Raw genomic sequence first — 22609 nt, forward strand, 5'->3', positions numbered from 1 at the left:
GAATCGTCGGCAGATCCGCCGGCTGCGTTTTCGGTTTGCGAGGCATAAATTCTCCTTGTGAGCATGTTATGCCTCAAACACGAAATTGCTGACAGGCCCCGCTCGCGCCGTCGATCAGCCCTTCACTCATGCCGGGCATACGGACGAACACGTGCGCGCTCGACACCATGGCATTGGCGAACAGGCCCGGATTAACGACCCGGGGAATCAAAGCATGTTCTTTGACTCCGATGAGCAGTCCCGTTCCCCCCCCTGCGACGAGCAAACCTGCTCCAAGATCAACATAGAGCGTTATACCGGTGAAATCGCTCGGCAGGAGTTCCTCCTTGCGAAAGCGGAACACCGCACCACGCCCCAGAAAATCGGTTGTTGCTCCAGTACCGCTGACCACTGCCTTCGAGCGTGGCAGAACGAGATCGGGTAACCGCGCCTTCTCGGGCATACGCCACCCAAAGCCCAATCCAACGCCAGCGTAGTTGACAGCATGCAATTTTCTGTCGGGACTCTCCAGAACGAACTTTCCACCCGATGCCAGAATGTCGCCCATCGCGAGGCCGCCTGAAGCGGACGTCTCATATTTCCACTCACTTTTCTCAATCATTCTTGGCGCGCCTTCGTGAATCTGGCGCTACACCAAGGAATCCAAGGATCACGATCGCCCCGGTAACCCCCGTCCAGATAATGTGCAGTCCCCATAGGCTGAACAGTTCGTTCATTTCAGCGTCAGAGGGGTTCGCCGGCCTATAACGCACCTCGACCCGATCACCGACCTCCGTGGCCTGTGCAGTACTGCCGGAAAACGACCGCTTTTCGCCGTCGCGCGTCACGAATGCCACTTCCGGATGAAAGCGTCCGGCATTCAATCGAACAACCTCGCCCGTGGTCACGATCGATTTCTTTTGGAATTCGATCGTAGACGGCAAGATCCACAACTGCGGCAAGAAGAGCACGACGCCAATCACGACGGAATCCCAATTGGTTTTCTTCTTCTGAACCGCTTTAGCTTCATGAACATCATGCATAACCCATGACGTATTGAACGCACGCCACCCCGGCGGGCATGCCGCTGGCCGTTTGCGTCATGTATTCACGCTTGAATTCATTGAACGAAAGCGTCACCCGCTCAAAATGACCGAGCGCCGAGCCGAATGGCTCAATCGCGTTCACCATGACTTTCCTGAGCGTGATCTTGAGATAGTCGGGCGGCGGAATGATTTTTCCACTCATGCCTTGCGGAACCGCCTGCGCATCTGCGCGGCGAAACGACAGCACGGCCGTTTCAGCCAGTACGTTGTTCAGCAACATGCTCATCAAACCATTCGTTCCGATGCCAACGCCATGAACGAACGTGATGTGATCGATGCTTGCCTTTCTGCTTTTCGACGTATCACGACTCGGCTGGGACATGGCCCAGGTCCAACTGATGACATCGATCTCACCTTCGTGACCGAGAGCGGTTGCATCGCCTTTAACGCCGTCGATCCTGATGAAGATGTTCGATTCCATTTATCCATTCAACGCTGAGTGAGCAGGCTAAACAATACGGCGAAGGAAATGGAAGATGTGTTGAGTTTTCTTGTCGCTGGAAAGAGGAAGGACTACAGCTGACAGAACGCCTCGAGTCGATCCAACTGATTTTAGAGAGGCAACCAGAAAAAAGCGCGGGAAGCATCGACTGTCGATGCTTCCCGCGCGCCATCAACAAGCCGATACGCTTACGACACAAGCTCGGCGTTCAACGTGATCTTCGCGTTGCCCGCGAAGAGTTTCGACACTGGACAGCCCTCTTTCGCGGCTTGCGTGGCCTTGTCGAACGCGGCCTTGTCGGCGCCCGGAATCTTCGCCTTGAGGTCGAGCTGGCAAGCCGTGATCGTGAAGCCTTCGCCATCCTTGTCGAGGGTGACGGTGGACTTGGTTTCGAGACTCTCGGCCTTCAGGCCCGCCATTTCCAGTTGCAGCGAGAGCGCCATCGTGAAGCAACCGGCGTGCGCCGCGCCGATCAACTCTTCCGGATTCGTGCCCGGGCCTTCCTCGAAGCGCGACTTGAAGCCGTACGGCGCCTCATTGAGCACGCCGGTTTGCGTCGAGATGAAACCCTTGCCGTCCTTGATGCCACCGCTCCATTTTGCCGATGCTGTTTTTTGCACGTGAGTTCTCCAGAGGATGAAGGGAAATGATCGAACGGCCGCGTGACCATCGGCCACGCGCCGCATGCGCGTTGTCGGCCCGCACACGTCGTGCCCGCTGCGGGTGAGTGCGTGCCCGATGACCTCGATTCGCCATCGAGTCACGGTCAGGCCGGCACGTCGTCATGCATCGTAGCGGATCGCTCCGGGACGCGCAGCAAAGGTAAAAAACGGCCTACGCCATTCGGACGATGATGCCCGCTACGCCTTTGCCCGCAAGGATCTGCGCGGTCGCGCCCAGCGCCTGAAGGTGTCGGGCCCGATAACTCGGACGTATTCATATGGTCAAAGACCGGCGATTCACTTAGCATCGGTTCACCCTTCGACCCGAGGCTGTTTCAACGCCGTGCAAGCTGCTTGCGCACGGTTCAGCCTCGCGCGTCGAACATGACCGGCAGGAAGACATGAACGCATTACCGCAACCGAAAACTCATCAGCTCGTCGATCGCATCAACGCACTGCGCGCGGTTTCGCCCCGCTTCATCGATCCTGCCGAAATCACGCCGCTTTCGCGCGAGTGGCGCGCGATCGGACAGGACATCCGTCAGTTGCTCCACGTCGATGCCCGCGCCGCGTGGGAACTGACCGGTTCATGGCGGGCGCTCGCCGGCGATGTCGAAGGCGCGGAAGGCGCGTTCAGGAATGCCGTCGCGCTCGGACTGTCGGACGTCGGCCGCGAGAACTGGATGATCACGCGGCTCAGCCTCGGCATGTTCTCCGCGGCCCAGGCGCTGTATCGCGAACTATGCGGCATGCGAACGCGAAATCTCGCGGTCATCGCCCAGTATGGGTTTCTCGCGGGGGCCGTGAGGCGCACGGCGGAGCTGATCGGGGAAGCGAGGATGCGCGGGGTCGAGTGGGATGAGGGGTGGGCGGAGAGCGTCTTGCTTGCCAGCAGGATCATGACCGAAGTTGGAGTCAGCGACGAAGAGATTGCACATCGGCTCGATTGCGCCGGAGTCGTGCTGCGTCGGCACGGCCTGTGGCCCTCGATCAACGTGCGAGTCTCATTCGTCGAAGCCGTCCATCGCTGCCTGATGTACACGCTCTCGCTGCCGCTCACGTGGGAGCAGACACAGGAAAAACTGGAGGGCGAACTGCTGCTCGAGGAAGGCAAGCTAAGCTACTTCTGCACCGCGGCGCTCGGAATTGCTTTCGACGGGAGGACCGCATGAGTTCGACGGCGCAGGAACTGGTCGAAGACGCCGCGGCGATGCTCCGCACCGCCGCGAGTGAACCGCAATATCGGGCTGTCTGCAGCAGGGCCTATTTCGGCGCATGGCACGCTGCGCACAATTTCCATCGAAAGCTTTCCACGCCCGGAAGCGTAAGGGGCGCCAGTGGACGCCATGAACAGTTGATCCAGCAGTTGTGCAATCCCATGCTCCAAGTGGCTGATTCGAATTACGCGCTCTCCCGCGCTATTGGAAGAGACCTCATCAAGCTCCGTGAAGCGCGCGTCACGGCCGACTACCACCTCGCGGAGGATCTGGACCATTCGCTCGCGATGAAGTCTGCGAACCTCGCCACGCAAATCATAAGGAAAACCACCTGACATGGGCCCACCCACCGACGCCATCGCCGAGGACCACACCGTTCCCGACCACGTCGACGTTGTCGTCATCGGCGGCGGCATCATCGGCGTCAGCACGGCGCGCGCGCTCGCCGAAAAAGGCCTCTCCGTCGCCGTCTGTGAAAAAGGCGTGGTTGCGGGCGAGCAGTCGAGCCGTAACTGGGGCTGGTGCCGCGCCACGCACCGCGACTTGCGCGAACTCGAACTGAGCCTCGAAAGCCTGAAGCTATGGCGGCGCATCGACGCGGAACTCGGCATCGACACCGGCTTTCGCACGAGCGGCATCCTCTACGCCGCAGACGACGCGCAAGCACTGGCCGATCACGAAGCCTGGCTCGAACGCGCGCGGGCGCTCGTCGGCCGCGACGCGCTCGACTCACGCATGGTCTCGCCGGACGAAACCGCTGCGCTGATGCCAGGCGCCGGGCGCCGCTTCGCCGGCGGCATCCACACGCCTTCGGACGGCCGCGCAGAACCGCAGCGCGCAGTGCCTGCCATGGCCGCCGCATTGCGCCAACGCGGCGTGAAAGTGCTCACGCCATGCGCGGTACGCGGCGTCGAAACCCGCGGCGGCGCCGTCAGCGCCGTGGTGACGGAACGCGGCCGCATCGGCTGCGCTAGCGTGGTCGTGGCCGGCGGCGCGTGGACGCGCTATTTCGCCGGCAGTCTGGGCGTCGACGTTCCGCAGTTGCTGGTCCGCTCCTCCGTCCTGCGCACCGCGCCCATCGAAGGCGGGCCGGACGTGAGCGCCTGCAATCGGGACGTGGGTTATCGCAAGCGGCTCGACGGCGGCTACACCATTGCCAACGCATTCCACAGCGATCACGACATCACGCCGGACAGTTTCCGGCTCTTCTTCAAGTTCCTTCCCGCGCTGAAAAGCCAGTTCGGTTCGATCAAGCTCGGCCTGAACGCCCGCTTCCTCGACGGCCTGCGCATGCCGCGCCGCTGGCCACTCGACCAGACTACGATTTTCGAGCTCGTGCGCAGGCTCGACCCCGTGCCGAACCCGTCCTTCAACGCGAAAGCCCTCGCGGAATTTCGCGCTATCTTTCCGTCGCTCTCGCAGATCCAGGAGGCGCAGGCATGGGCCGGCTATATCGACGTGACGCCTGACGCCGTGCCGGTCATCTCCGGCGTGGACGGCAAGCCTGGACTTTTCATCGCGACCGGCTTCTCCGGCCATGGCTTCGGCATCGGGCCGGGCGCGGGAAGACTGATGGCTGATCTCGTCGCGCGCGACCCGCCGATCGTCAATCCCCACGCTTTCCGGCTGTCACGCTTTTTCGACGGAAGCAGGATAGAAATCGACGGGGGATTCTGAAGCCACGCCCTCGGTGCGCGCCGCCCGTGTCGCACGCTCGCAATCGTCACGCGCTACCATACTGGTCAACGGCCGTCGCGCGCGCGACATCGGCCCAGGTTCACAAGACGGCGCATCCCGCGCCGTTCGCTTTTGAGGCTTTCATGGCATCCACGCCTGTTCTGTATATCGACGTGTGGTCGGACTTCGTCTGTCCGTTCTGCTATCTCGAAACGCCCGTGCTCGATCAGTTCCGCAACGCCTATGGCGATGCGGTCGAAATTCGCTGGCACGCGTTCGAGTTGCGCCCCGAGCCAGCGCCCCTGCTCGATCCCAACAGCGACCAGATCGTCGAGGCATGGGAAAAGTCAGTGCAGCCGCTCGCCGAAGAACGCGGCGTCATCATGCGCATGCCGCCTGTCACGCCGCGCAGCCGCAAGGCGTTCGAAACCGCCCTGTTCGCGCGTGAATCGGACCGCTTCGACGTCGTGCATCGCGCTATCTTCAAGGCGTACTTCGAGGAAGGCATCGACATCGGCGATACGGATTCGCTGCTCGATATCGCGACCGCGTGCGGTGTCGATCCCGAACTGCTGGAAGAAGCGCTCGACGACGGCACCTATACCGATCTCGTCATCGAGGACGAAGAGTTCGCGAAGAAGCTGGGCGTGGGCGGCGTGCCGTTCGCGGTGTTGTCGCGCGAGCCGGCGCCGGGACAGGAAGCGCCGCCGCCCATCGCACTGCGAGGCGCCGCGCCCGTGCAGCATTTCGAATCAGCAGTCGAGCGGCTCTTTCCCGACGGCTTCCCGGGCAACTGATTGCCGCCCCCGGCCCCCGCGCACGAGGCGATGGCCGACGCGCGCGGTTCAGCTGTGCTCGGCCATGAATGACTTCAGCGCGATACGCTGCGACGGCTCGAGCGATTCGAATTCCAGCCCGTAGGCCACGTGTCCCGTACCGGGTTCCGCTGCGCCGACATGCCGGACGATTGCAATCGTGTCGATCTTCACGTCCACGCCATCCGTGCTGAACTGAAACGAGAGCGTCAGCCTGTCGCCAATGCGCGCGGCCGGCTTCGCCACCGTCAGCGACATGCCGTATGGGCTGATATCGCTGACGCGCCCCAGTTCCGGCACATCCGTCGAACCATGAGCCGAAAAGTGCGCGGCAAGACGCGTCGGCATCCGGGCGAACTTGCGGGTGCGCAGTCTGCGGATCGCGCCGGGCGCGGAAAGCACGGCATAGTTGAAGGGCTCGCGGCAGATCGCATCTACCGTGCAGGCGAAACGAAATACGCCACGCCCGGTGAGCGCAACCAGATCGACCTGCTCTCCGACATTGAGGTCGAGCGGATTGAAGCCGGTCATCAGCGGCTGCGTCACGAACAGCGAGCGCTCGCCGTTGCGGCGTGGCGTCGAAAAGCCGATCACGCGGCTCGCATACATCGCAGACCCCGTGCCGCCCGTTCCGCGCAATCCGACTCGCGCGCCGATCGTCAGGCCGATGTCGTCGAGCGACAAAGGCTGATCGCCGGACGCGTCCGCATCCTGGCTCACGGCACGCGCAGGCTCCTGAACCGCCCGATGCGGCTCGAACTGCTGGAACATGAAATCACGCGCTGCGATGTCCGGTACCACGGTGCCGGCTTCGAACAGCACGGCGCCGTCAGCGGACACGATCGGCCAGTCCAGCGGTGCGTTCAGCGGAATCTCAACGGGTCCCAGACGAACCAGGGACTGGCGCGCTTCCAGTACGGTTTCTTCGGTCATCTTTAGGACGATTCTTAAGTGTTTTCGTAATCGTCGTGGTTGATACCTTCGCCGTCAAGTGTTAAACGGCAATTTTTACGTTGACGCGCCAATTTCTTGGAAAAAACGCCACGTCGCCGTTGCTACATTTTTGAGATAAAAGTTTTATGCGCATAAACGCCGGCACGGCACCGCGCATCGAACGCCATTGAGCGTCATTGAGCGCCATCAACTCATCAGGCATCAGCGCATCATTGCGCCGGTTTCCGTCGAGCCGGAAACTGCTCGTGGCGCACCGTTCATTACGCTTTCGATGGCCATCAGCACGTGAGGCACATCGGGCGGCGAGCCGTGATCGCCGACCGATACCGAGCGCCCCGGCGCATCGATGCCGAAATGTTCACGCGATGTCGCCGCAAACAGCATCACCGTGCGGCGCTGCATGGCATGCGCGAGATGCACGAGGCCGGTATCCGTTCCGACCACCAGCTCCGACGCTTCGATCCAGTGCGCGCACTCCTCGACCGTCACCTTGGGCAGCACGATCGCGCCCGGCACGATAGCCGCGATAGCCTGCGCCTCGCCACGCTCGCCTTCGGTGCCCCATGGCAAGGCGATCGTATAGCCGCGCGCGACGAGCCACCGCCCCACTTCGCCCCAATGCTCCTTGGGCCACTTCTTCACGTCGGCGGAAGTGGCGTGAAACAGCATCGCGATGCGCTTGTCACGCGGAATATCGAGGCTGTATGTCAGCGCAGGAAGACGCACGTTGTAGTCGGGCGTCTCGTCGAATGTGTAGCCGAGCGCTTCGGCGACGCTCACGCGCATGCCGCGCCAGGCATCGGTATGGGGACGCGGGCCGAAGCGCGCGTTATAGGCGAAGGCCGCGCCACGCTCGCCGAGATCCTGGTTCAGATAGCCGAAGCGACGCTTGCCGCGCGCAATGAACGCGATGATCGCGCTCTTGTAGACGCCATGGATATCCACGATGGCATCGTATTTCTCGGCGCGCAATTCGCTGATGGACGCGCCAATTTCCTTCAGATCGTTCCAGTTGCGGGCTTTCTTGAACTTGCGCAGCGGCGCGCTCAGCACGCGGTCCACGCCGGGATTCCAGCGAATGATGTCGGCGAAGGCGGCGTCGGCGGCCCAGTCGACTTTCGCGGAGGGAAAGGCCCGCCGCAGGTCGGAGACGACAGGCAGCGTCTCGACGATGTCGCCGAGCGACGTGACTTTGACGATCAGAATTCGCTTCATGGAAGAGTCTTGAGTGCTCGGATGCCGGCGGCGCGCGGAAATGGACCGCCGCACAGGCAGCGCGATGAGCCGCGCTCCAGAAAACCAGCGATTCTAATGAAATTGCGGCGGCGGCACTGTCAGGCTTTGTAAGTTCTTCCGCCTGGATGCGCCGGTTTGCGTGCGTCGCGCTTCTCGAGAATAGTCCAAATCGCACAGCGCGACCGCAAACGGGGAAGCGTGACGGCAACCGTGCAGCGTCATCGAAATCGCTGGCCGTGACCGCCATTCAGAGCGCGCGCGCGGAGAAGGTGTCGCACTGGCCGACATCGCCCGTCGACAGCCCGCGCCGCAGCCAGCGCTGCCGTTGCTCGCTCGTGCCGTGGGTGAATGCTTCCGGGACGACGCGCCCTTGCGACTGTTGCTGAAGCCGATCGTCGCCGATCGCGCCCGCCGCATTCAATCCCTGTTCGAAATCGCCGGGCTCGATCAGTTGCGCGTTCAGCCGTTGCGCGACGGCCGCCCATACGCCCGCAAAACAATCCGCTTGCAACTCGACGCGCACGGACAGTGCATTGGCCTGCGCGCGCGACAGGCGTGCGCGCGCCTGATCGACCTTGTCCGAAATGCCGAGCACGTTCTGCACGTGATGCCCGACTTCGTGCGCGATCACGTACGCCTGGGCGAAGTCGCCGCCGGCGCCGAAGCGGTCGCGCAACTCGCGATAGAACGAGAGATCGATATAGACCTTGCGGTCCGCGGGGCAGTAGAACGGTCCCATGGCCGCCTGCCCGGTGCCGCATGCGGTCTGCGTGCCTCCGGAGAACAGTACCAGCCTGGGCGCCGGATAGTCCTGGTTGAATTGCGTGTGGAAGATCTGCTGCCAGGTGCGCTCGGTGTTGCCGAGCACCTTGCGCACGAACACGGCGCCCGGATCGGCGGCGGGCTGCGTGCTGGCGGGCGCCTGCTGCTGCGGCGCATTGCCCTGCAGGACCTGTGCGCCGTTGATGATGGTCATCGGGTTGATGCCGAAGAAGTACGAAGCTGCCAGCGCGACGATGATCGTGCCAATGCCGATCGATCCCCCGCCCACCCGGAAGCCGCCGCCTCCGCCGCCGCGCCGGTCTTCGACATTGCGGCTTTCTGCTTCGTCATCGAGGCGCATGGTGTGTCTCCGAGTTGCCCGCGCGGCGCGCGCGCTCCATAAACCATTATCGTACCCGGCCGGTCCGGGCGCCTTGCAATGACGCGTCGTGAAAGTGCTTTCCGGCCCTTTCGCGCACGCTGCGTCAATCGTGCGGTCGATTGTCGCGAAGGCCCCTGCGCGCTCATGCCGCAGCGCACGATAAACCCTCTCAAAAAGCATCGGGAAATCAACTCGATAGCGCCTCCAAGCCTTTGAAACCGCGGCATTTGCGCACGGCGCAGCATCGCTGACGCAACGCAACACTTTTTGCGTTTGGCGCTAAGCTCCGCCTCGTTACACGACTGAATCGGCAAGGAACCACACGCCTTCAATCAAGGGCGCGGGTGACACTCAAGGCACAGGGCATCATGCATTCGACTCTCGAAGCACTCGATCTGGCGCGGCTCCAGTTCGCATTCACCGTTTCGTTCCATATCATCTTTCCGGCATTGTCGATCGGGCTCGCGAGCTTCATCGCGGTGCTCGAAGGCGCGTGGCTCAAGACCGGCAAGCCCGTCTACAAGGAGCTGTGTCTCTTCTGGTCGAAGGTCTTTGCCGTGGCGTTCGGCATGGGCGTGGTATCGGGCGTCGTCATGGCGTATGAGTTCGGCACCAACTGGGGCGGCTTCTCGACCTTCGCCGGCCCGATCACCGGCCCCTTGCTGACCTACGAGGTGATGACCGCGTTCTTCCTCGAGGCCGGCTTCCTCGGCATCATGCTGTTCGGCTGGAACAAGGTCGGACCGAAGGCGCACTTCGGCGCCACGCTGATGGTCGCCATCGGCACGCTCATTTCCACCTTCTGGATCCTCGCGTCGAACAGCTGGATGCAGACGCCGCAGGGCTTTCGCATCGAGGGCGATCACGTCGTGCCGATGGACTGGTGGGCGATCATCTTCAACCCGTCGTTCCCCTACCGGCTCGCGCACATGGCGATTGCGGCGTTCATCGTCGCGGCGCTGGTCGTCGCTGCGACCGGCGCCTGGCATCTGCTGAAAGGCCGGCGCGATCCCGCCATCCGCAAGATGTTCTCGATGGCGCTGTGGCTGCTGCTCGCGCTGACGCCGGTCCAGGCGCTCGTCGGCGACGCCCACGGTCTCAACACGCGTGAGCATCAGCCGGCGAAGATCGCGGCGATCGAAGGCATCTGGGACACGGAGAAAGGCGGCACGGCGCTGAACCTGTTCGGCATTCCCGACATGGAAGCCGAAACCACGAAGTACGCGGTGCGGATTCCGCATCTCGGCAGCCTGATCCTCACGCACAGCTGGGACGGCGAGATTCGCGGACTGAAGGAGTTCCCGAAGGCGGACCGGCCGAACTCGACGCTCGTGTTCTGGACCTTCCGCGTGATGGCGGGTCTTGGCGTGCTGATGATCCTGATGTCGTTCGCGGCGTGGTGGCTGCATCGCAAACGCAGGCTGTTCGAGGCGCGCTGGTTCCATCGCTTTGCACTGGCGATGGGTCCGAGCGGCTTCATCACGCTGCTGGCCGGCTGGATCACGACCGAGGCAGGCCGCCAGCCGTGGGTGGTGTACGACGTGATGCGCACCGCCGATGCCGTCTCGCCCGTCACCGCGCAACAGGTCGGCGTGTCGCTGCTGGCGTTCGTGATTGTCTACACGATCGTCTTCGGCACCGGCATCTACTACTTGCTGAAGTTGCTGCGGCAAGGGCCCGCGCTGCCGGGCTCGCACACGGAGACGCCCGACGGCACCGCTCGCCGGCCGCTCAGCCTTCCGCATCAGTCCATCGAAGGAGCTTAAGACCATGGACCTCACGCTTGCCTGGGCCGCGATCATCGCGCTGGGACTGTTCCTCTACGTGGTGCTCGACGGCTTCGATCTCGGCATCGGGATTCTGTTTCCGTTCTTTCCTGACCAGCACGACCGCGACGTGATGATGAACACCGTCGCGCCGGTCTGGGATGGCAATGAAACCTGGCTCGTGCTCGGCGGCGCGGGTCTGTTCGCCGCGTTTCCGATGGTCTATTCGACCGTGCTGTCCGCGCTCTACCTTCCGCTCGTGCTGATGCTCGTCTGCCTGATCTTTCGTGGGGTGTCGTTCGAGATTCGCGCGAAGGCGCAGCGCACGCGGCATCTGTGGGATCTGGCGTTCATCGGCGGATCGGCGGGGGCAACTTTCTTTCAGGGCGTGGCGCTCGGCGCGTTTCTCGACGGCATTCCCGTCGCCGATGGCCGTTTCGCCGGCGATCCCTTTGGCTGGTTCACGCCGTTCGCGCTCTTTACCGGCGGCGCGCTCGTCGTGACGTACGCGCTGCTCGGCGCGTGCTGGCTGATCGCCAAGACCGAAGGCGACTTGCAGCGGCGGATGTATCGCGTCGTCTGGCCATTGACGCTGCTGCAACTCGCGACCATCGCCGTCGTCAGCATCTGGACGCCGCTGCAGGACGCCGGCATCGCGTCGCGCTGGTTCGACTCGCCGCTGTTCTACCGGCTGCTGCCCGTGCCGGTGCTGGTTGCCGCGTGCGCGTGGGCCATGAGACGGTCGATCGAATCGCGTCATGAGACGCGGCCGTTCGCTGTCGCGCTGGGCTTTGTGCTGCTCGGCTACGCGGGACTGGTCGCGAGCATCTCGCCCCACGACATCTTCCCGGGTGTCTCGATCTGGGACGCGGCCGCGCCGCATTCGAGCCAGCTGTTCACGATCGTTGGCGCGGCGGTGATCCTGCCGGTCATCATCGCGTACACGACGTTGAGCTATTGGGTGTTCAGAGGAAAGGTGCGCCATGGCGAACATCACTACCATTGAACGCGCGCGCAAGCTGTTCTGGTTCGTCGCGCTGTGGGTGGCAGGCGTGGGCGGCGCGATGCTGCTCGCGCTACCGTTCAAGCTGCTGATCAAGGCGGGGGCGGCGATACATTGAGGGTGGCGTGTGATCTTCGACGAACACGCTCCTCAAAACACCCCCGCCGCCACGACCCCGCCGACGATCCCGAACACCATCACCGCCACCGTCACGAACGCCAGCACGCGCGGCGGAAACGACCGACCGAGCATCGCGAGCGACGGCACGCTCACCGGCGGCAGCGTCATCAGCAACGCGCCCGCAGGCCCGGTCGCCATGCCGAGCGACAGCATCGCCTGGATGATGGGCACTTCACCGGCCGTCGGAATCACGAACAGCGTGCCGGCCACGGCGAACGCTGCGATCCACAGCATGCCGTTGCCGATATCCGGCCCGATATGCGGAAACAGCCACGCGCGCGCCGCGCCCAGCAGCAGCACAAGCACGATGTATTCAGGAATCAGCCGCAAGGTCATGCGCCCGAGAATCTTGAGCCAACGCGAGAACGCGGTGCCGGCGTCGTCGGTCTCGACGAGCTTTGCCAGCGACTCGCGCGATGCCGCCGCCTGTGCCGGCGTCACCATCCTGTTCACCGCATAGCCAAGCCCGAACACCATCAGCACGCCCAGCACCAGACGCAGGCCGGTCCATTGCCAGCCGAGCACGAAGCCCATGAACACCAGCGCCGCCGGATTGAGCACGGTATTGCCGAGCCAGAACGCGATCGCCGCGCCCGGCGCCGCCTCGCGCGCACGCAGGCCCGCGACGACCGGCGCCGCGCAGCAGGTGCACATCATGCCCGGGAGCGACATCAGCCCGCCGTTCACCACACTGCCGAAATCATGCTCGCCCAGCGCCCGCGCGACCCAGCGCGGCGGGATCAGCGCCTGCACCGCCGAGCCGAGCAGCAGGCCGAGCACCATGGCCTGCCAGATGGCCTTGCCGTAGGCGAGCGCGTAATCGAGCGCGGCTTGCCACGAAGGCGCGGGCGCAGTCGCGGCTGTGCCCATCAAGATGGACTTGCCGATGGAATGCTGACTCGCCGCGACAAACGCGCGGTTGTAGTACGGAAACCATTTCACATAGAACAGTCCCAATACGGCGATCAGCAGGAACACCATCCAGCCGAGCGCGACGCGAGGTTGTTGAAGTGTGGTCATGGCGTGTTTTCTTGTTTAGAGGTGAAGTTGGGTCAGTTTGCGGGCGTCGTTTCGGCGAGCTGCGCAAGCAAGGCATGCGCTTGTTCGACGCTGTCTTCGTCGTTCGGGCGGAACAGCACGTGCGCCGCGTGCGGCAACTCGCGGTACAGCGCCTGGCTGCTCCGCGCATAGGCCGGATCGTAATGCCGGTCGATCAGCTCGCCGAACAGCTCGGCGCGCGCATCGGCGTCGATCAACCGATGCCAGTGCGCCACGCGTTCGCGGCTATGCAGCGCGACCAGCTTTGAAAGCTGCGTCTTGAAGAAGTCCGGATCGTCGAACAGATGGGCGTAATCCTGCAACAGAAACGCGATGCGGTCTTTCCGCTGCGCACGCACCTCCACGCAGGGCGAAGCGTGCAGGCTGTCGAGCAGCGCATCGGGCAGCGTGATGGAACCGATGCGGCGCCCTTCCGCCTCGGCGAACACCGGCCGGTTCGGGTCGAAACCGGACAGCACCTCGAGCAGCGCCGAATCGAAACCTTTCTGCGCCGGTTGCGGCTGCCCCGGCAACGCCCCGAGCAACGACCCGCGATGCGCCGCCAGCCCTTCCAGATCGAGCGCCTGCGCGCCCGCCTCGTGCAGCGCCGTCAGGAGCCGCGTCTTGCCGCTGCCCGTATGGCCGATCAGCACCACATAGCGCAAACGCTGCGGCAGTTCGCCTAGCCGCTCCATCACGCCACGCCGGTAAGTCTTGTACCCGCCTTCGAGCTGACGCGCCTGCCAGCCGATCAGGTTGAGCCAGGTCGTCATCGAACCGGAGCGCTTGCCGCCGCGCCAGCAGTAGACGAGCGGCCGCCAGTTGCGAGGTTTGTCGGCGAAGAGCGTGTCGAGATGCTGCGCGATGTTGCGCGCGACCATCGCCGCGCCGACGCGGGTCGCCTCGAACGGCGAAACCTGCTTGTACATCGTTCCGACGATCACCCGCTCCTCGTTGCTGAGCACCGGCGCGTTGATGGCGCCGGGAATGTGATCCTCGGCGAATTCGAGCGGCGTGCGGACGTCGACGATTTCGTCGAAATCGCCGAGACGATTGAGGGGAACAAGCAGATTTTTCACGGGAAACGGGGCGCGCGGCGGCTGACTGAAGCGAAAAATTATCGCATGGGCACGGATTCGCTTCCGGCGGCCTTTTTTCTCCACCGCCCCAGGCGGGCGCGAAGCGGCTACAGTGGCCGTATCGCAGGATCGCCCGCACCGTGCAAGGAGAAGCGATGAGCTATCACGAGACGATCGGCGTGCGCCGCTACCGTTTCGACGACCTGAAGACGCTGCTCGCCCGCGCCAGTCCGCGACGCTCCGGCGATGAACTCGCCGGTCTAGCCGCCGCCACCGAGGAAGAGCGCGTGGCCGCCAAAATGGCGCTGGCGCAGGTCCCGCTCGCCGCCTTCCTCGACGAACCGCTGATCCCCTACGAGGATGACGAAGTCACGCGGCTGATCGTCGACACGCATTCGCGCGACGCCTTCGCGCCGGTCGCGCATCTGACGGTCGGCGCCTTCCGCGAATGGCTGCTCGCCGACAGCACCGACACCGCCGCGCTCGAAGCCGTCACCCTGGGCATCACGCCGGAGATGGCGGCCGCCGTGTCCAAGCTGATGCGCAACCAGGACCTGATCCTCGCCGCCAAAAAGCGCCCGGTCGTCACGCGCTTTCGGACGACCGTCGGCCTGCCGGGCCATCTCTCCGTGCGCCTCCAGCCGAATCATCCAACCGACGATCCCAAAGGCATCGCCGCCGCGATGCTCGACGGCCTTTTCTACGGCTGCGGCGACGCCGTCATCGGCATCAATCCGGCCTCGGATTCGCCCGCCGCCATCGGCACGCTGCTCACGATGATGGACGACTTCCGCCAGCGCTATGACGTGCCGATGCAATCCTGCGTCCTCACGCACGTCACCAACACGCTCGCGGCGATCGAACACGGCGCGCCGGTGGATCTCGTGTTCCAGTCGATCGCGGGCACCGAACGCGCCAATGCGAGCTTCGGGGTGTCGCTCGCGCTGCTGGAGGAGGCGCGCGACGCGGCGTTGTCGCTCGGGCGCGGCACGGTCGGAGACAACGTCATGTACTTCGAGACGGGACAAGGGAGCGCGCTGTCGGCGAACGCGCATCACGGCGTCGACCAGCAGACCTGCGAGACGCGCGCCTATGCGGTGGCGCGCCGCTTCGAGCCGCTGCTGACAAACACGGTGGTCGGCTTCATCGGTCCGGAATACCTGTACGACGGCCGGCAGATCATTCGCGCGGGACTGGAGGATCACTTCTGCGGCAAGCTGCTCGGCGTGCCGATGGGCTGCGACATCTGTTACACGAACCACGCCGAAGCCGATCAGAACGACATGGACACGCTGCTGACCCTGCTCGGCGCCGCGAACGTGAATTTCATCATGGGCGTGCCGGGCGCGGACGACGTGATGCTCAACTATCAGAGCACCTCGTTTCACGACGCGCTTTACGTCCGCCGGCTGCTCGGCCTCAAGCGCGCGCCCGAGTTCGAAGCCTGGCTCGCGAACATGCGCGTCACGGATGCGCACGGCGGCTTGCTTGCGCGTCCGTCAGGCGCGCCCCGTCAACCGCTGCTCGACTGGATCGACGCATGACTACGCCGCCCCGCCAGGACGATCCGTGGGACGCGTTGCGGCGTTTCACGCATGCCCGCATCGCGCTGGGCCGCGCGGGCAGCAGCCTGCCCACCGCGCCGCTGCTTGCCTTCGAACTTGCGCACGCGCAGGCGCGCGATGCGGTGCACCAGCCGCTTGATAGCGACGCGCTCGCCGAGGCCATCCGCGCCGCAGGGTTCGACACACTCGACGTGCCGAGCGCGGCGCCCGATCGCGCCACCTATCTGCGTCGTCCGGATCTCGGGCGCGTGCCCGGCAAAGCAGGCAACACGCGTCTCGCCGATTACGCGACAACCCTGCATGACGCACCGGACCTGGTGTTCGTGGCCGCTGACGGACTGTCCGCCGTCGCCGCGCAGCGCCACGTCGCGCCGCTGCTTGCGAGCCTGCGGCCGCGCCTCGGCGGCTGGCGCATCGGTCCCGTGGTGATCGCCACGCAGGCGCGGGTCGCGCTGGGCGATCCCGTCGGCGAGCGCTTGCGGGCGCGGATCGTGGTTGTGATGATCGGGGAACGGCCGGGCCTCAGTTCGCCGGATAGTCTCGGGCTCTATGTGACGTATGAGCCGCGCGCCGGCCGTCACGACGCCGAGCGCAACTGCATCTCCAACGTGCGCCCGGAGGGCCTGCCTTACGACGCCGCCGCGCACAAGCTCATGTGGCTGCTGAACGAAGCGCGCCGCCTCGGATTGACCGGCGTCGGGCTGAAGGATCACAGCGGCGCGCTGCCCGCGCCTCGGCGTCCGGGTGCGCTCGAAGACTAGCCCCGCAGCTTGCGATACACCGTCGTGCGCGACACGCCGAGTTCGCGCGCCGTCGCCGAGACATTGCCGCCGTGCGCCTTGAGCGCCGCCGCGACAGCGCCTGCTTCTATGTCCGCGAGACGCGCGCCTGAAGGCAGGACCGGCGCGCATGCTTGATCGCCCGGCGGGACGTCACCGAGTTCATCCACGAAATCGTGCGGCAGATGAGCGACGCGGATGTGGGTGTCGTGGTCGTCGAGCATCGCGCAGGCCGTGCGCAGCACGTTGCTCAACTGCCGCAGGTTGCCCGGCCAGGGATGCCGCGCGAACAGCGCGAGCACGGCCGGATCGATCGCGACCGGGCGTCCGATGAAACGCTCGTCACGCAGCATCTTGTCGGCGACCGCGCGCAGGTCGCTTCGCTCGGCGAGCGGCGGCAGCATCACCGAAAGCCCGTTGACGCGGTAATACAAATCTTCGCGGAAAGTGCCCTGCGCGACGCATTCGCGCACATTCCGATTGCTCGCGCAGACGAGCATGAAATCGACCGGCACCGCGCGCGCCGCGCCGAGCGGCTCGACCACGCGCTCCTGAAGCACGCGCAGCAGACGGCTTTGCAGCGCGAGCGGCATGTCGCCGATCTCATCGAGGAACAGCGTGCCGCCGTTCGCCTGCACGATCTTGCCGGTCGCGCCGCGTTTGGCCGCGCCGGTAAAGGCGCCCGGCACATAGCCGAACAGCTCGGATTCGATCAGCGTTTCCGGCAGCGAAGCGCAATTCACCGCGACGAACGGCCCCGCGCGACGCGGCGAATCGGCGTGAATCGCGCGTGCGAGCATTTCCTTGCCCGCGCCCGTCGGCCCGCCGATCAGGACGGGAATGTTCTTGCCGATCACCTTGCGCACGCGCCCGGCGATGTCCTGCAGGCGGGCGTCGCCGGTGCAGAGCGACGCGAGTGCCGACGACACCCGCTCGGCAACGGCTACGGCCACGTTCATCGACGGCTTGCCGCGAAACTCGATGCTCGCAAACACGCCGACGCCGCTATGCAGCACCAGCCGCCGCGGTGCATCGCCGGGACGGCCGATCAGCGTTTCAACGCCCTCGCCGAACAGCGTCTCCACGGTCTGCGCGCGCAGGCTGCGGAGATCGAGTCCAAGTTGAAATTGCGCGCTGCGATTCGCGCACAGCAGACGGCCGTCGAGTTCGAAGACGGCGATGCCTTCCATCAGCGTGCCGATGAATTCCGGCCGGCTATGAAAACGGACGCGCAGCTTGTCTGCGAAGGCGCTGGCAATCAAGCGGTTTTCGATCGTCTGCCCCGACATCTTGACGAGCGCCATCGTGTGCTGGTGATAGCCGCGCCGGTCGCCGGTGACGTCGAGTACGCCGGACAGATTGCCAAGCGGATCAAGGATCGGCACGCTCGAACAGGTCAGGAAATGGTTGGCGCGCAGATAGTGCTGGTCGCCATGGACGGTCACGGCCGTGCGTTCCGCGATTGTCGTGCCGATGGCGTTCGTGCCCTGATGCGCCTCGTTCCAGATCGCGCCCGCACGCAACGCAACCTTTTCGGCACGGGCGAGAAAGTCGTCGTCGCCGAACGAATGCAGGATCAGACCATCCGCATCCGTCAGCGCAATCATGCTGTGGGTGTTCGCGAGCTGCGCGTACAGCGTCTCGATGACCGGCAGCGCGTGCGCGCACAGCGTGCGGCTCTCATCGAGCTTGACGGCGAGTTGCGCGCCCGACAGCACGGTGTAATCGGGGCGCATCGTTTCAAACAGCCCGAAGGTGGCCGAGCGCTCGTGCGAATGACGGATGAGATCGCGCTGCGCGGGCTGCAAGGCCGCGCCGATGGCGTGCTGCATCGCCTTCCTCCTTGTCGGTTCAGCGCGGCTGTCGGCGGGGCGAAGCGCCATCCGCTGCTGCGTGAATGTCTCCTCGCCGCAATGTAACACCGCGGCGGGACACAGGTCGATCCGAGGAAGCACGCGTAGGCGGCATTGCGCCGCCTGACGCTACAGCACGAGCGAGCCTGCCGAAATCGCGATCACCAGGAAGATGACGAAGAGGATCAGGAAGATGAAGAAACAGATTTTCGCGATGCCCGCCGCGCCGGACGAGACGCGCGTGAAGCCGAAAAGGCCCGCAACAACGGAAATGATTGCAAAAAGGATGGCGAGTTTGAGCATGGCGGTTCCGGTTTTTTTGTCGTGATTATCGATGGATATGCAAGCCGCGTGCCACCAACGCCTTTTCGCATCAATTCAATGGTTCGTTGCGAAAAAGACGGTTAGTTGCTGGCATGCCCCGAAAAAAAGCGAGCAAAGATTGCCCGCTTTCCGCACTTTTTTTATCAACGTCCGCGTGTATCCGCAGCCACGCGGGCGGGCGTCGCGGCCGGCACCGGTTTGGGCAGCGGCCGGCGGCTACCAAGCCAGCCCGCCACAGCCTGATGCGCGCGCGGCACGGCGAGTAGCGCGCCGATGGCCAGCGCATCGGCAGCGAGGCCGGCCGGCACGTTGATCAGGCCATCGGTCAGCGTGAACAGGACAGAGTCGACGACCAGCGAAATGACCGTGCCTGCGACGAACGCCACCATGCCGTCGCGCCCGACTGCGCCGATCCACGGCAAGCGGTTCGCGACTGCCTTCACGACGCCATAGCGCGCGAGATTGCCGCAGATCCACGCGATCGCCAGAAAATTGACGATGCGCGGTCCGGCGAGATCACGCTTGAAGGCGCTGTCCAGCACCGGCGGCAGCACGAGCAGTTTGTAGTAAGCCATGCCGGCGATCAGCGCGACCGCACCCGCGCTGACGATCCAGCCCAAACGATGCGCGCTCACCCGCTGATACACGGGCTGACAGCGCGCCAGCACGCCGAGCACGAACATCAGCTGCCAGGCGGCGGGATTGAAGTCCCACAAGTTGTCTTCGGCGGAGGGCAGATACTCGCCAATGGCCGGCGCGAACGCCCACAGCGCGAGGCTCAGGCCCAGCAGGATCCACGGCTTGCTGCGCGCGAGCGGCAGCATCAGCGGCACGGCCAGCGCGAACAGCGCGTACATCGGCAGGACGGCGGCCAGATAGGGCTGGCGCTCGAAGGTGAGAATCTGCGTGATCGACGACACCGGCTCGGCCATCAGGCTGTCGAGGTCGTGCAGCGCGAGATTCGGCGCGTGGCCGAAGAACGGTCGCAGCAGGAAGGACGCGGCCAGCATCAGCACGGCGGTGACGAGGAAGGCGCGATACAGCTCGAATGCGCGCTTCACGAAGCGGCGGCGCGCGACGCTCTCGGAGGGGCGCTCGGCAAGCGAGACATAGGCGGTGGCCGTGGCGAAGCCGCCGAGGAAGACGAAGACTTCGGCGGCGTCATTGAGCGCGAACGCATGCAGGGTGAAGCGCGACACCATGCTGCCGCCGATGTGATCGACGACGATGATGAGCAAAACCAGTCCCCTGAAGAAGTCCAGCTCGACGAGACGTTGTGATTTTCCCTGCATGCGAATGGCGTTTTTTCCCGGAAGGCCGGAAGTGTAGGATGGCCGGATTTTCAGTCGGCTCGAGAGGGTTGGAGTTTACCCTTAAATTCGCACCAATCGCATCTCGAGAGATGCAAGAATCCGTTTCAAATCCGGTATTTGTGGCCAATCGGCCATATTTGTTTGCGAGACACGACCCGGCGGGCGAAAGCTCGCTATCGTGTGGCGCTTCGATTCGAATGAATATTTCAAGTTCCTTTCATTTTGAGAATCGCGCAGGTTAACATCCCGCCATTGCCGCCAATCCGCTGACAAGGCCCCGCACCGCATGGACTATCTTCTCGCCCTCCTCGCCGATCCCGCCGCCTGGGCCGCGCTCGCGACGCTCGTCGTCATGGAAGTCGTGCTCGGCATCGACAACCTCATCTTCATTTCCATCCTGACCAACAAGCTGCCCGAGGCGCACCGGGCTCGCACCCAGCGCCTGGGAATCGGCCTCGCGCTCGTGATGCGGCTTGGCTTGCTCGGCACGGTCGCGCTGATCGTGCGGCTCACGGCGCCGATCTTCGACGCCTTCGGGCACGGCTTCTCATGGCGCGACCTGATCCTGATCGCGGGCGGCGTCTTTCTCGTGTGGAAGGCCACCACCGAGATCCGTCATCACGTGACGCATGATGCAGACGATCACGCCGGCGGGAACGCGGGCGGACGTCTGACGCCGCTCTCGGCCATCGGCCAGATCCTGCTGCTCGACCTCGTGTTTTCCATCGACAGCATCGTGACCGCGGTCGGCATGACCGAGCACATTCCCATCATGTTCGTCGCGGTGATCGCCGCCGTGGCCGTGATGCTGTTCGCGGCCGGGCCGCTGTCGCGCTTCATCGAACGTAATCCGACCATCGTCATGCTGGCGCTCGGCTTCCTGCTCGTGATCGGCATGACGCTGATCGCCGAAGGCTTCGGCTCGCACGTACCGAAGGGCTACATCTATGCGGCGATGGCGTTCTCGGCACTGGTGGAAGCGCTCAACATGCTTGCCCGGCGCGCGAAAACGCGTAAGGCAAGCTCGAGCGCAGTAAGGGATTGAGCGTCTTCCGGTCGAGGCATCTCGGAGGAATCAGGGCACTGCATCCGAATGGCGCACGCTCGGGTGTTCTGCCCACGAGCATCCTGCGCGTGAACGAAAAAGCCGTATTTGCCGACGTCGATACCCAGTCGCGTCGCGTTTGCCTCAATGACCTCGCGAACAACGAGACGGTCCGATCCGCGTAAGCCAATCGGGCCGCTTCGGTCAGGCTGCCCCTCACATCAAGGCGGCTGACCAGTTCATCTAGAATCTGGGATTCGACACATTCGGCAGTGCGGGCCGCAAAGGCATAGACCGTGAACCCAGGAAAAATGAGCCTTCAGACCGCCCTTGACAAACGCCAGAACAACTTCGACCTGCTGCGCCTCTGCGCCGCCCTCGCCGTCATGTTCGGTCACTCCTTCTGGATACAACCGCATCACGGACGAGTCGAGCCCATCCTTCAGCACACCGGACTCGAATACTCCGGCAGCCTTGCGGTCTATACGTTCTTTCTTTTGAGCGGAATGCTGGTGTCCTCCAGCTTCGAGCGACAAAAGAATGTCCTCCGTTTCGCCGCGCTACGGCTGACACGGATCTACCCCGCTCTGATCGTGTGCGTTGCGCTCACCGCATTTCTGGTTTATCCGGCACTCTCTGACGCCGGCATCGCTGCAAGCCTGTTTGGGCATGATGCGATCGAATATTTCGCGAAGAACACGTGGCTGTTCTCGGGCGTACAGTGGACGCTGCCGGGAATCTTCGAAACGGCGCCGATCAAATCCGTCGTCAACGGATCATTGTGGACGCTCCCGTTGGAGCTCGAGTGTTACGTTCTGGTGCTGATTTCGGGCACCTTGGGATGCTTGAATTCCCGAGCGCGCATGATCATCTTCGCCGTCATCGCAAGCGTGGCATTTGCCTACCTCGTTACGCACGGATCAGGCTTTGGGCCGCTGGCCGCGCTCACGAACAAGCCAACTGGCTATTCTTTTTACCCCGCGCCGTTTTTCTTGCTCGGAATGGTGTTATACGTCTTCCGCTCACAAGTGAAGACGAATTGGGGCGTGCTCTTTGTGCTCTTCGTGGCTTACGCAGTCTTTCGCAAGAGTTCGATCGCAGCGCCCTTCTTCTACGTCACATTTGTCTATTTGCTGTTGGCCCTCGCGATGGCGCCCGCGCTTTATAGCTTTGTGCCGAAGCACGACTACTCCTATGGCGTGTATCTTTGGGCATTCCCTGTTCAACAAATTGTCGCGACCCGCTATCCCGAGATGGACAATCTGGCGGCACTGGCGATCGCCGTGCCAGCGACCGTAATAATCGCCGCACTCTCCTGGCATTTAGTCGAACGGCCCTGCATTCGCTTCGCGCACTCGAGATTTGGGCGCCTGCGAGCCAGCACGACACTCCACGACGAGTCCACCCGATCAAACTGAACGACACGCCGAGG

The 22609-nt window shown here is 63.8% G+C and carries 24 protein-coding genes; 11 read left to right on the forward strand and 13 right to left on the reverse strand.

Annotation, left to right across the window (positions count from 1 at the left end):
• Positions 1-73 precede the first annotated feature (73 nt).
• The 4 genes from QCE63_RS29950 to QCE63_RS29965 form a co-directional block, all read right to left on the reverse strand.
• Complete coding sequence (locus QCE63_RS29950; protein ID WP_309838142.1) at positions 74-601, reverse strand: hypothetical protein; 528 nt, start codon at positions 599-601, stop codon at positions 74-76.
• Positions 594-1022 (reverse strand): DUF3592 domain-containing protein, encoded by a 429-nt coding sequence (locus tag QCE63_RS29955; protein ID WP_309838143.1) that lies wholly within the window; start codon positions 1020-1022, stop codon positions 594-596. Before QCE63_RS29955 ends, QCE63_RS29950 begins: the two co-directional genes overlap by 8 nt.
• Positions 1015-1506 carry a type VI secretion system tube protein Hcp gene (locus QCE63_RS29960; protein WP_309838144.1) on the reverse strand — a complete coding sequence of 164 codons (492 nt, stop codon included), beginning with the start codon at positions 1504-1506 and terminating at the stop codon, positions 1015-1017. Before QCE63_RS29960 ends, QCE63_RS29955 begins: the two co-directional genes overlap by 8 nt.
• Positions 1507-1715: 209 nt before the next feature.
• The gene (locus tag QCE63_RS29965; RefSeq protein ID WP_309838145.1) at positions 1716-2147 is read right to left on the reverse strand and encodes an OsmC family protein; all 432 of its coding nucleotides are present in this window, start codon (positions 2145-2147) and stop codon (positions 1716-1718) included.
• Positions 2148-2734: 587 nt separating this feature from the next.
• Between QCE63_RS29965 and QCE63_RS29970 the strand changes: the two genes are divergently transcribed.
• The 4 genes from QCE63_RS29970 (at position 2735) to QCE63_RS29985 (ending at position 5880) form a co-directional block, all read left to right on the forward strand.
• Positions 2735-3361, forward strand: a complete 627-nt coding sequence (locus QCE63_RS29970) for a hypothetical protein (protein ID WP_309838146.1) — start codon at positions 2735-2737, stop codon at positions 3359-3361.
• A complete protein-coding gene (locus tag QCE63_RS29975; RefSeq protein WP_309838147.1) occupies positions 3358-3741 on the forward strand; it encodes a hypothetical protein in 384 nt (127 codons plus the stop codon). The genes QCE63_RS29970 and QCE63_RS29975 overlap by 4 nt, the downstream gene beginning before the upstream one ends.
• A 1-nt stretch (position 3742) precedes the next feature.
• Positions 3743-5083 carry an FAD-binding oxidoreductase gene (locus tag QCE63_RS29980; RefSeq protein ID WP_309838148.1) on the forward strand — a complete coding sequence of 447 codons (1341 nt, stop codon included), beginning with the start codon at positions 3743-3745 and terminating at the stop codon, positions 5081-5083.
• A gap of 143 nt (positions 5084-5226) precedes the next feature.
• Positions 5227-5880 carry a DsbA family oxidoreductase gene (locus QCE63_RS29985; protein ID WP_309838149.1) on the forward strand — a complete coding sequence of 218 codons (654 nt, stop codon included), beginning with the start codon at positions 5227-5229 and terminating at the stop codon, positions 5878-5880.
• A 48-nt stretch (positions 5881-5928) separates the two neighbouring features.
• Here QCE63_RS29985 and QCE63_RS29990 read toward each other — a convergent pair whose 3' ends face one another.
• The 4 genes from QCE63_RS29990 to QCE63_RS30005 all read right to left on the reverse strand — a co-directional run bounded on the left by QCE63_RS29990 (position 5929) and on the right by QCE63_RS30005 (position 9211).
• Complete coding sequence (locus QCE63_RS29990; protein ID WP_309838150.1) at positions 5929-6831, reverse strand: flagellar brake protein; 903 nt, start codon at positions 6829-6831, stop codon at positions 5929-5931.
• Positions 6832-6892: 61 nt separating this feature from the next.
• Positions 6893-7054 carry a hypothetical protein gene (locus QCE63_RS29995; protein WP_309838151.1) on the reverse strand — a complete coding sequence of 54 codons (162 nt, stop codon included), beginning with the start codon at positions 7052-7054 and terminating at the stop codon, positions 6893-6895.
• A complete protein-coding gene (gene waaC, locus QCE63_RS30000; RefSeq protein ID WP_309838152.1) occupies positions 7054-8067 on the reverse strand; it encodes a lipopolysaccharide heptosyltransferase I in 1014 nt (337 codons plus the stop codon). The genes QCE63_RS29995 and waaC overlap by 1 nt, the downstream gene beginning before the upstream one ends.
• Positions 8068-8335: 268 nt before the next feature.
• Complete coding sequence (locus QCE63_RS30005) at positions 8336-9211, reverse strand: neutral zinc metallopeptidase (RefSeq protein WP_309838153.1); 876 nt, start codon at positions 9209-9211, stop codon at positions 8336-8338.
• A 389-nt stretch (positions 9212-9600) separates the two neighbouring features.
• On the opposite strand from QCE63_RS30005, the gene QCE63_RS30010 reads away from it, so the two are divergent.
• The 3 genes from QCE63_RS30010 to QCE63_RS30020 are packed head-to-tail and all read left to right on the forward strand — an operon-like array spanning position 9601 to position 12119.
• Entirely contained in the window at positions 9601-10998 is a 1398-nt protein-coding gene (locus QCE63_RS30010) for a cytochrome ubiquinol oxidase subunit I (protein ID WP_309838154.1), read from the forward strand.
• A gap of 4 nt (positions 10999-11002) precedes the next feature.
• Complete coding sequence (gene cydB, locus QCE63_RS30015) at positions 11003-12004, forward strand: cytochrome d ubiquinol oxidase subunit II (protein WP_309838155.1); 1002 nt, start codon at positions 11003-11005, stop codon at positions 12002-12004.
• Positions 11982-12119 carry a hypothetical protein gene (locus QCE63_RS30020; RefSeq protein ID WP_309820430.1) on the forward strand — a complete coding sequence of 46 codons (138 nt, stop codon included), beginning with the start codon at positions 11982-11984 and terminating at the stop codon, positions 12117-12119. The genes cydB and QCE63_RS30020 overlap by 23 nt, the downstream gene beginning before the upstream one ends.
• A 32-nt stretch (positions 12120-12151) precedes the next feature.
• On the opposite strand, the gene QCE63_RS30025 is transcribed toward QCE63_RS30020, so the two are convergent.
• Both QCE63_RS30025 and mnmH read right to left on the reverse strand, forming a co-directional pair.
• Positions 12152-13201, reverse strand: coding sequence for a permease (locus tag QCE63_RS30025; protein WP_309838156.1), 1050 nt, complete (start codon positions 13199-13201; stop codon positions 12152-12154).
• Positions 13202-13233: 32 nt separating this feature from the next.
• Entirely contained in the window at positions 13234-14298 is a 1065-nt protein-coding gene (gene mnmH / locus QCE63_RS30030) for a tRNA 2-selenouridine(34) synthase MnmH (protein ID WP_309838157.1), read from the reverse strand.
• 155 nt (positions 14299-14453) lie between these two features.
• On the opposite strand from mnmH, the gene QCE63_RS30035 reads away from it, so the two are divergent.
• Positions 14454-15842, forward strand: coding sequence for an ethanolamine ammonia-lyase subunit EutB (locus tag QCE63_RS30035; RefSeq protein WP_309838158.1), 1389 nt, complete (start codon positions 14454-14456; stop codon positions 15840-15842).
• Complete coding sequence (gene eutC / locus QCE63_RS30040) at positions 15839-16624, forward strand: ethanolamine ammonia-lyase subunit EutC (RefSeq protein WP_309838159.1); 786 nt, start codon at positions 15839-15841, stop codon at positions 16622-16624. Before QCE63_RS30035 ends, eutC begins: the two co-directional genes overlap by 4 nt.
• On the opposite strand, the gene QCE63_RS30045 is transcribed toward eutC, so the two are convergent.
• From QCE63_RS30045 to QCE63_RS30055, 3 genes are all read right to left on the reverse strand, one after another.
• Positions 16621-18474: a sigma-54-dependent Fis family transcriptional regulator gene (locus QCE63_RS30045; RefSeq protein WP_309838160.1), complete on the reverse strand. Its 1854-nt coding sequence runs from the start codon at positions 18472-18474 to the stop codon at positions 16621-16623. The genes eutC and QCE63_RS30045 overlap by 4 nt on opposite strands.
• A 150-nt stretch (positions 18475-18624) precedes the next feature.
• Positions 18625-18798 carry a DUF1328 domain-containing protein gene (locus tag QCE63_RS30050; RefSeq protein WP_309820442.1) on the reverse strand — a complete coding sequence of 58 codons (174 nt, stop codon included), beginning with the start codon at positions 18796-18798 and terminating at the stop codon, positions 18625-18627.
• 164 nt (positions 18799-18962) lie between these two features.
• On the reverse strand, positions 18963-20111 hold the full coding sequence (locus QCE63_RS30055; RefSeq protein ID WP_309838161.1) for an OpgC domain-containing protein: 1149 nt from the start codon (positions 20109-20111) through the stop codon (positions 18963-18965).
• A 307-nt stretch (positions 20112-20418) separates the two neighbouring features.
• Between QCE63_RS30055 and QCE63_RS30060 the strand changes: the two genes are divergently transcribed.
• The gene (locus QCE63_RS30060; protein ID WP_309838162.1) at positions 20419-21177 is read left to right on the forward strand and encodes a TerC family protein; all 759 of its coding nucleotides are present in this window, start codon (positions 20419-20421) and stop codon (positions 21175-21177) included.
• 311 nt (positions 21178-21488) lie between these two features.
• The gene (locus QCE63_RS30065) at positions 21489-22595 is read left to right on the forward strand and encodes an acyltransferase (protein ID WP_309838163.1); all 1107 of its coding nucleotides are present in this window, start codon (positions 21489-21491) and stop codon (positions 22593-22595) included.
• The last annotated feature ends 14 nt before the right edge of the window (positions 22596-22609 follow it).

The sequence above is a fragment of the Caballeronia sp. LZ065 genome, from assembly GCF_031450975.1.
GTDB lineage: Bacteria > Pseudomonadota > Gammaproteobacteria > Burkholderiales > Burkholderiaceae > Caballeronia.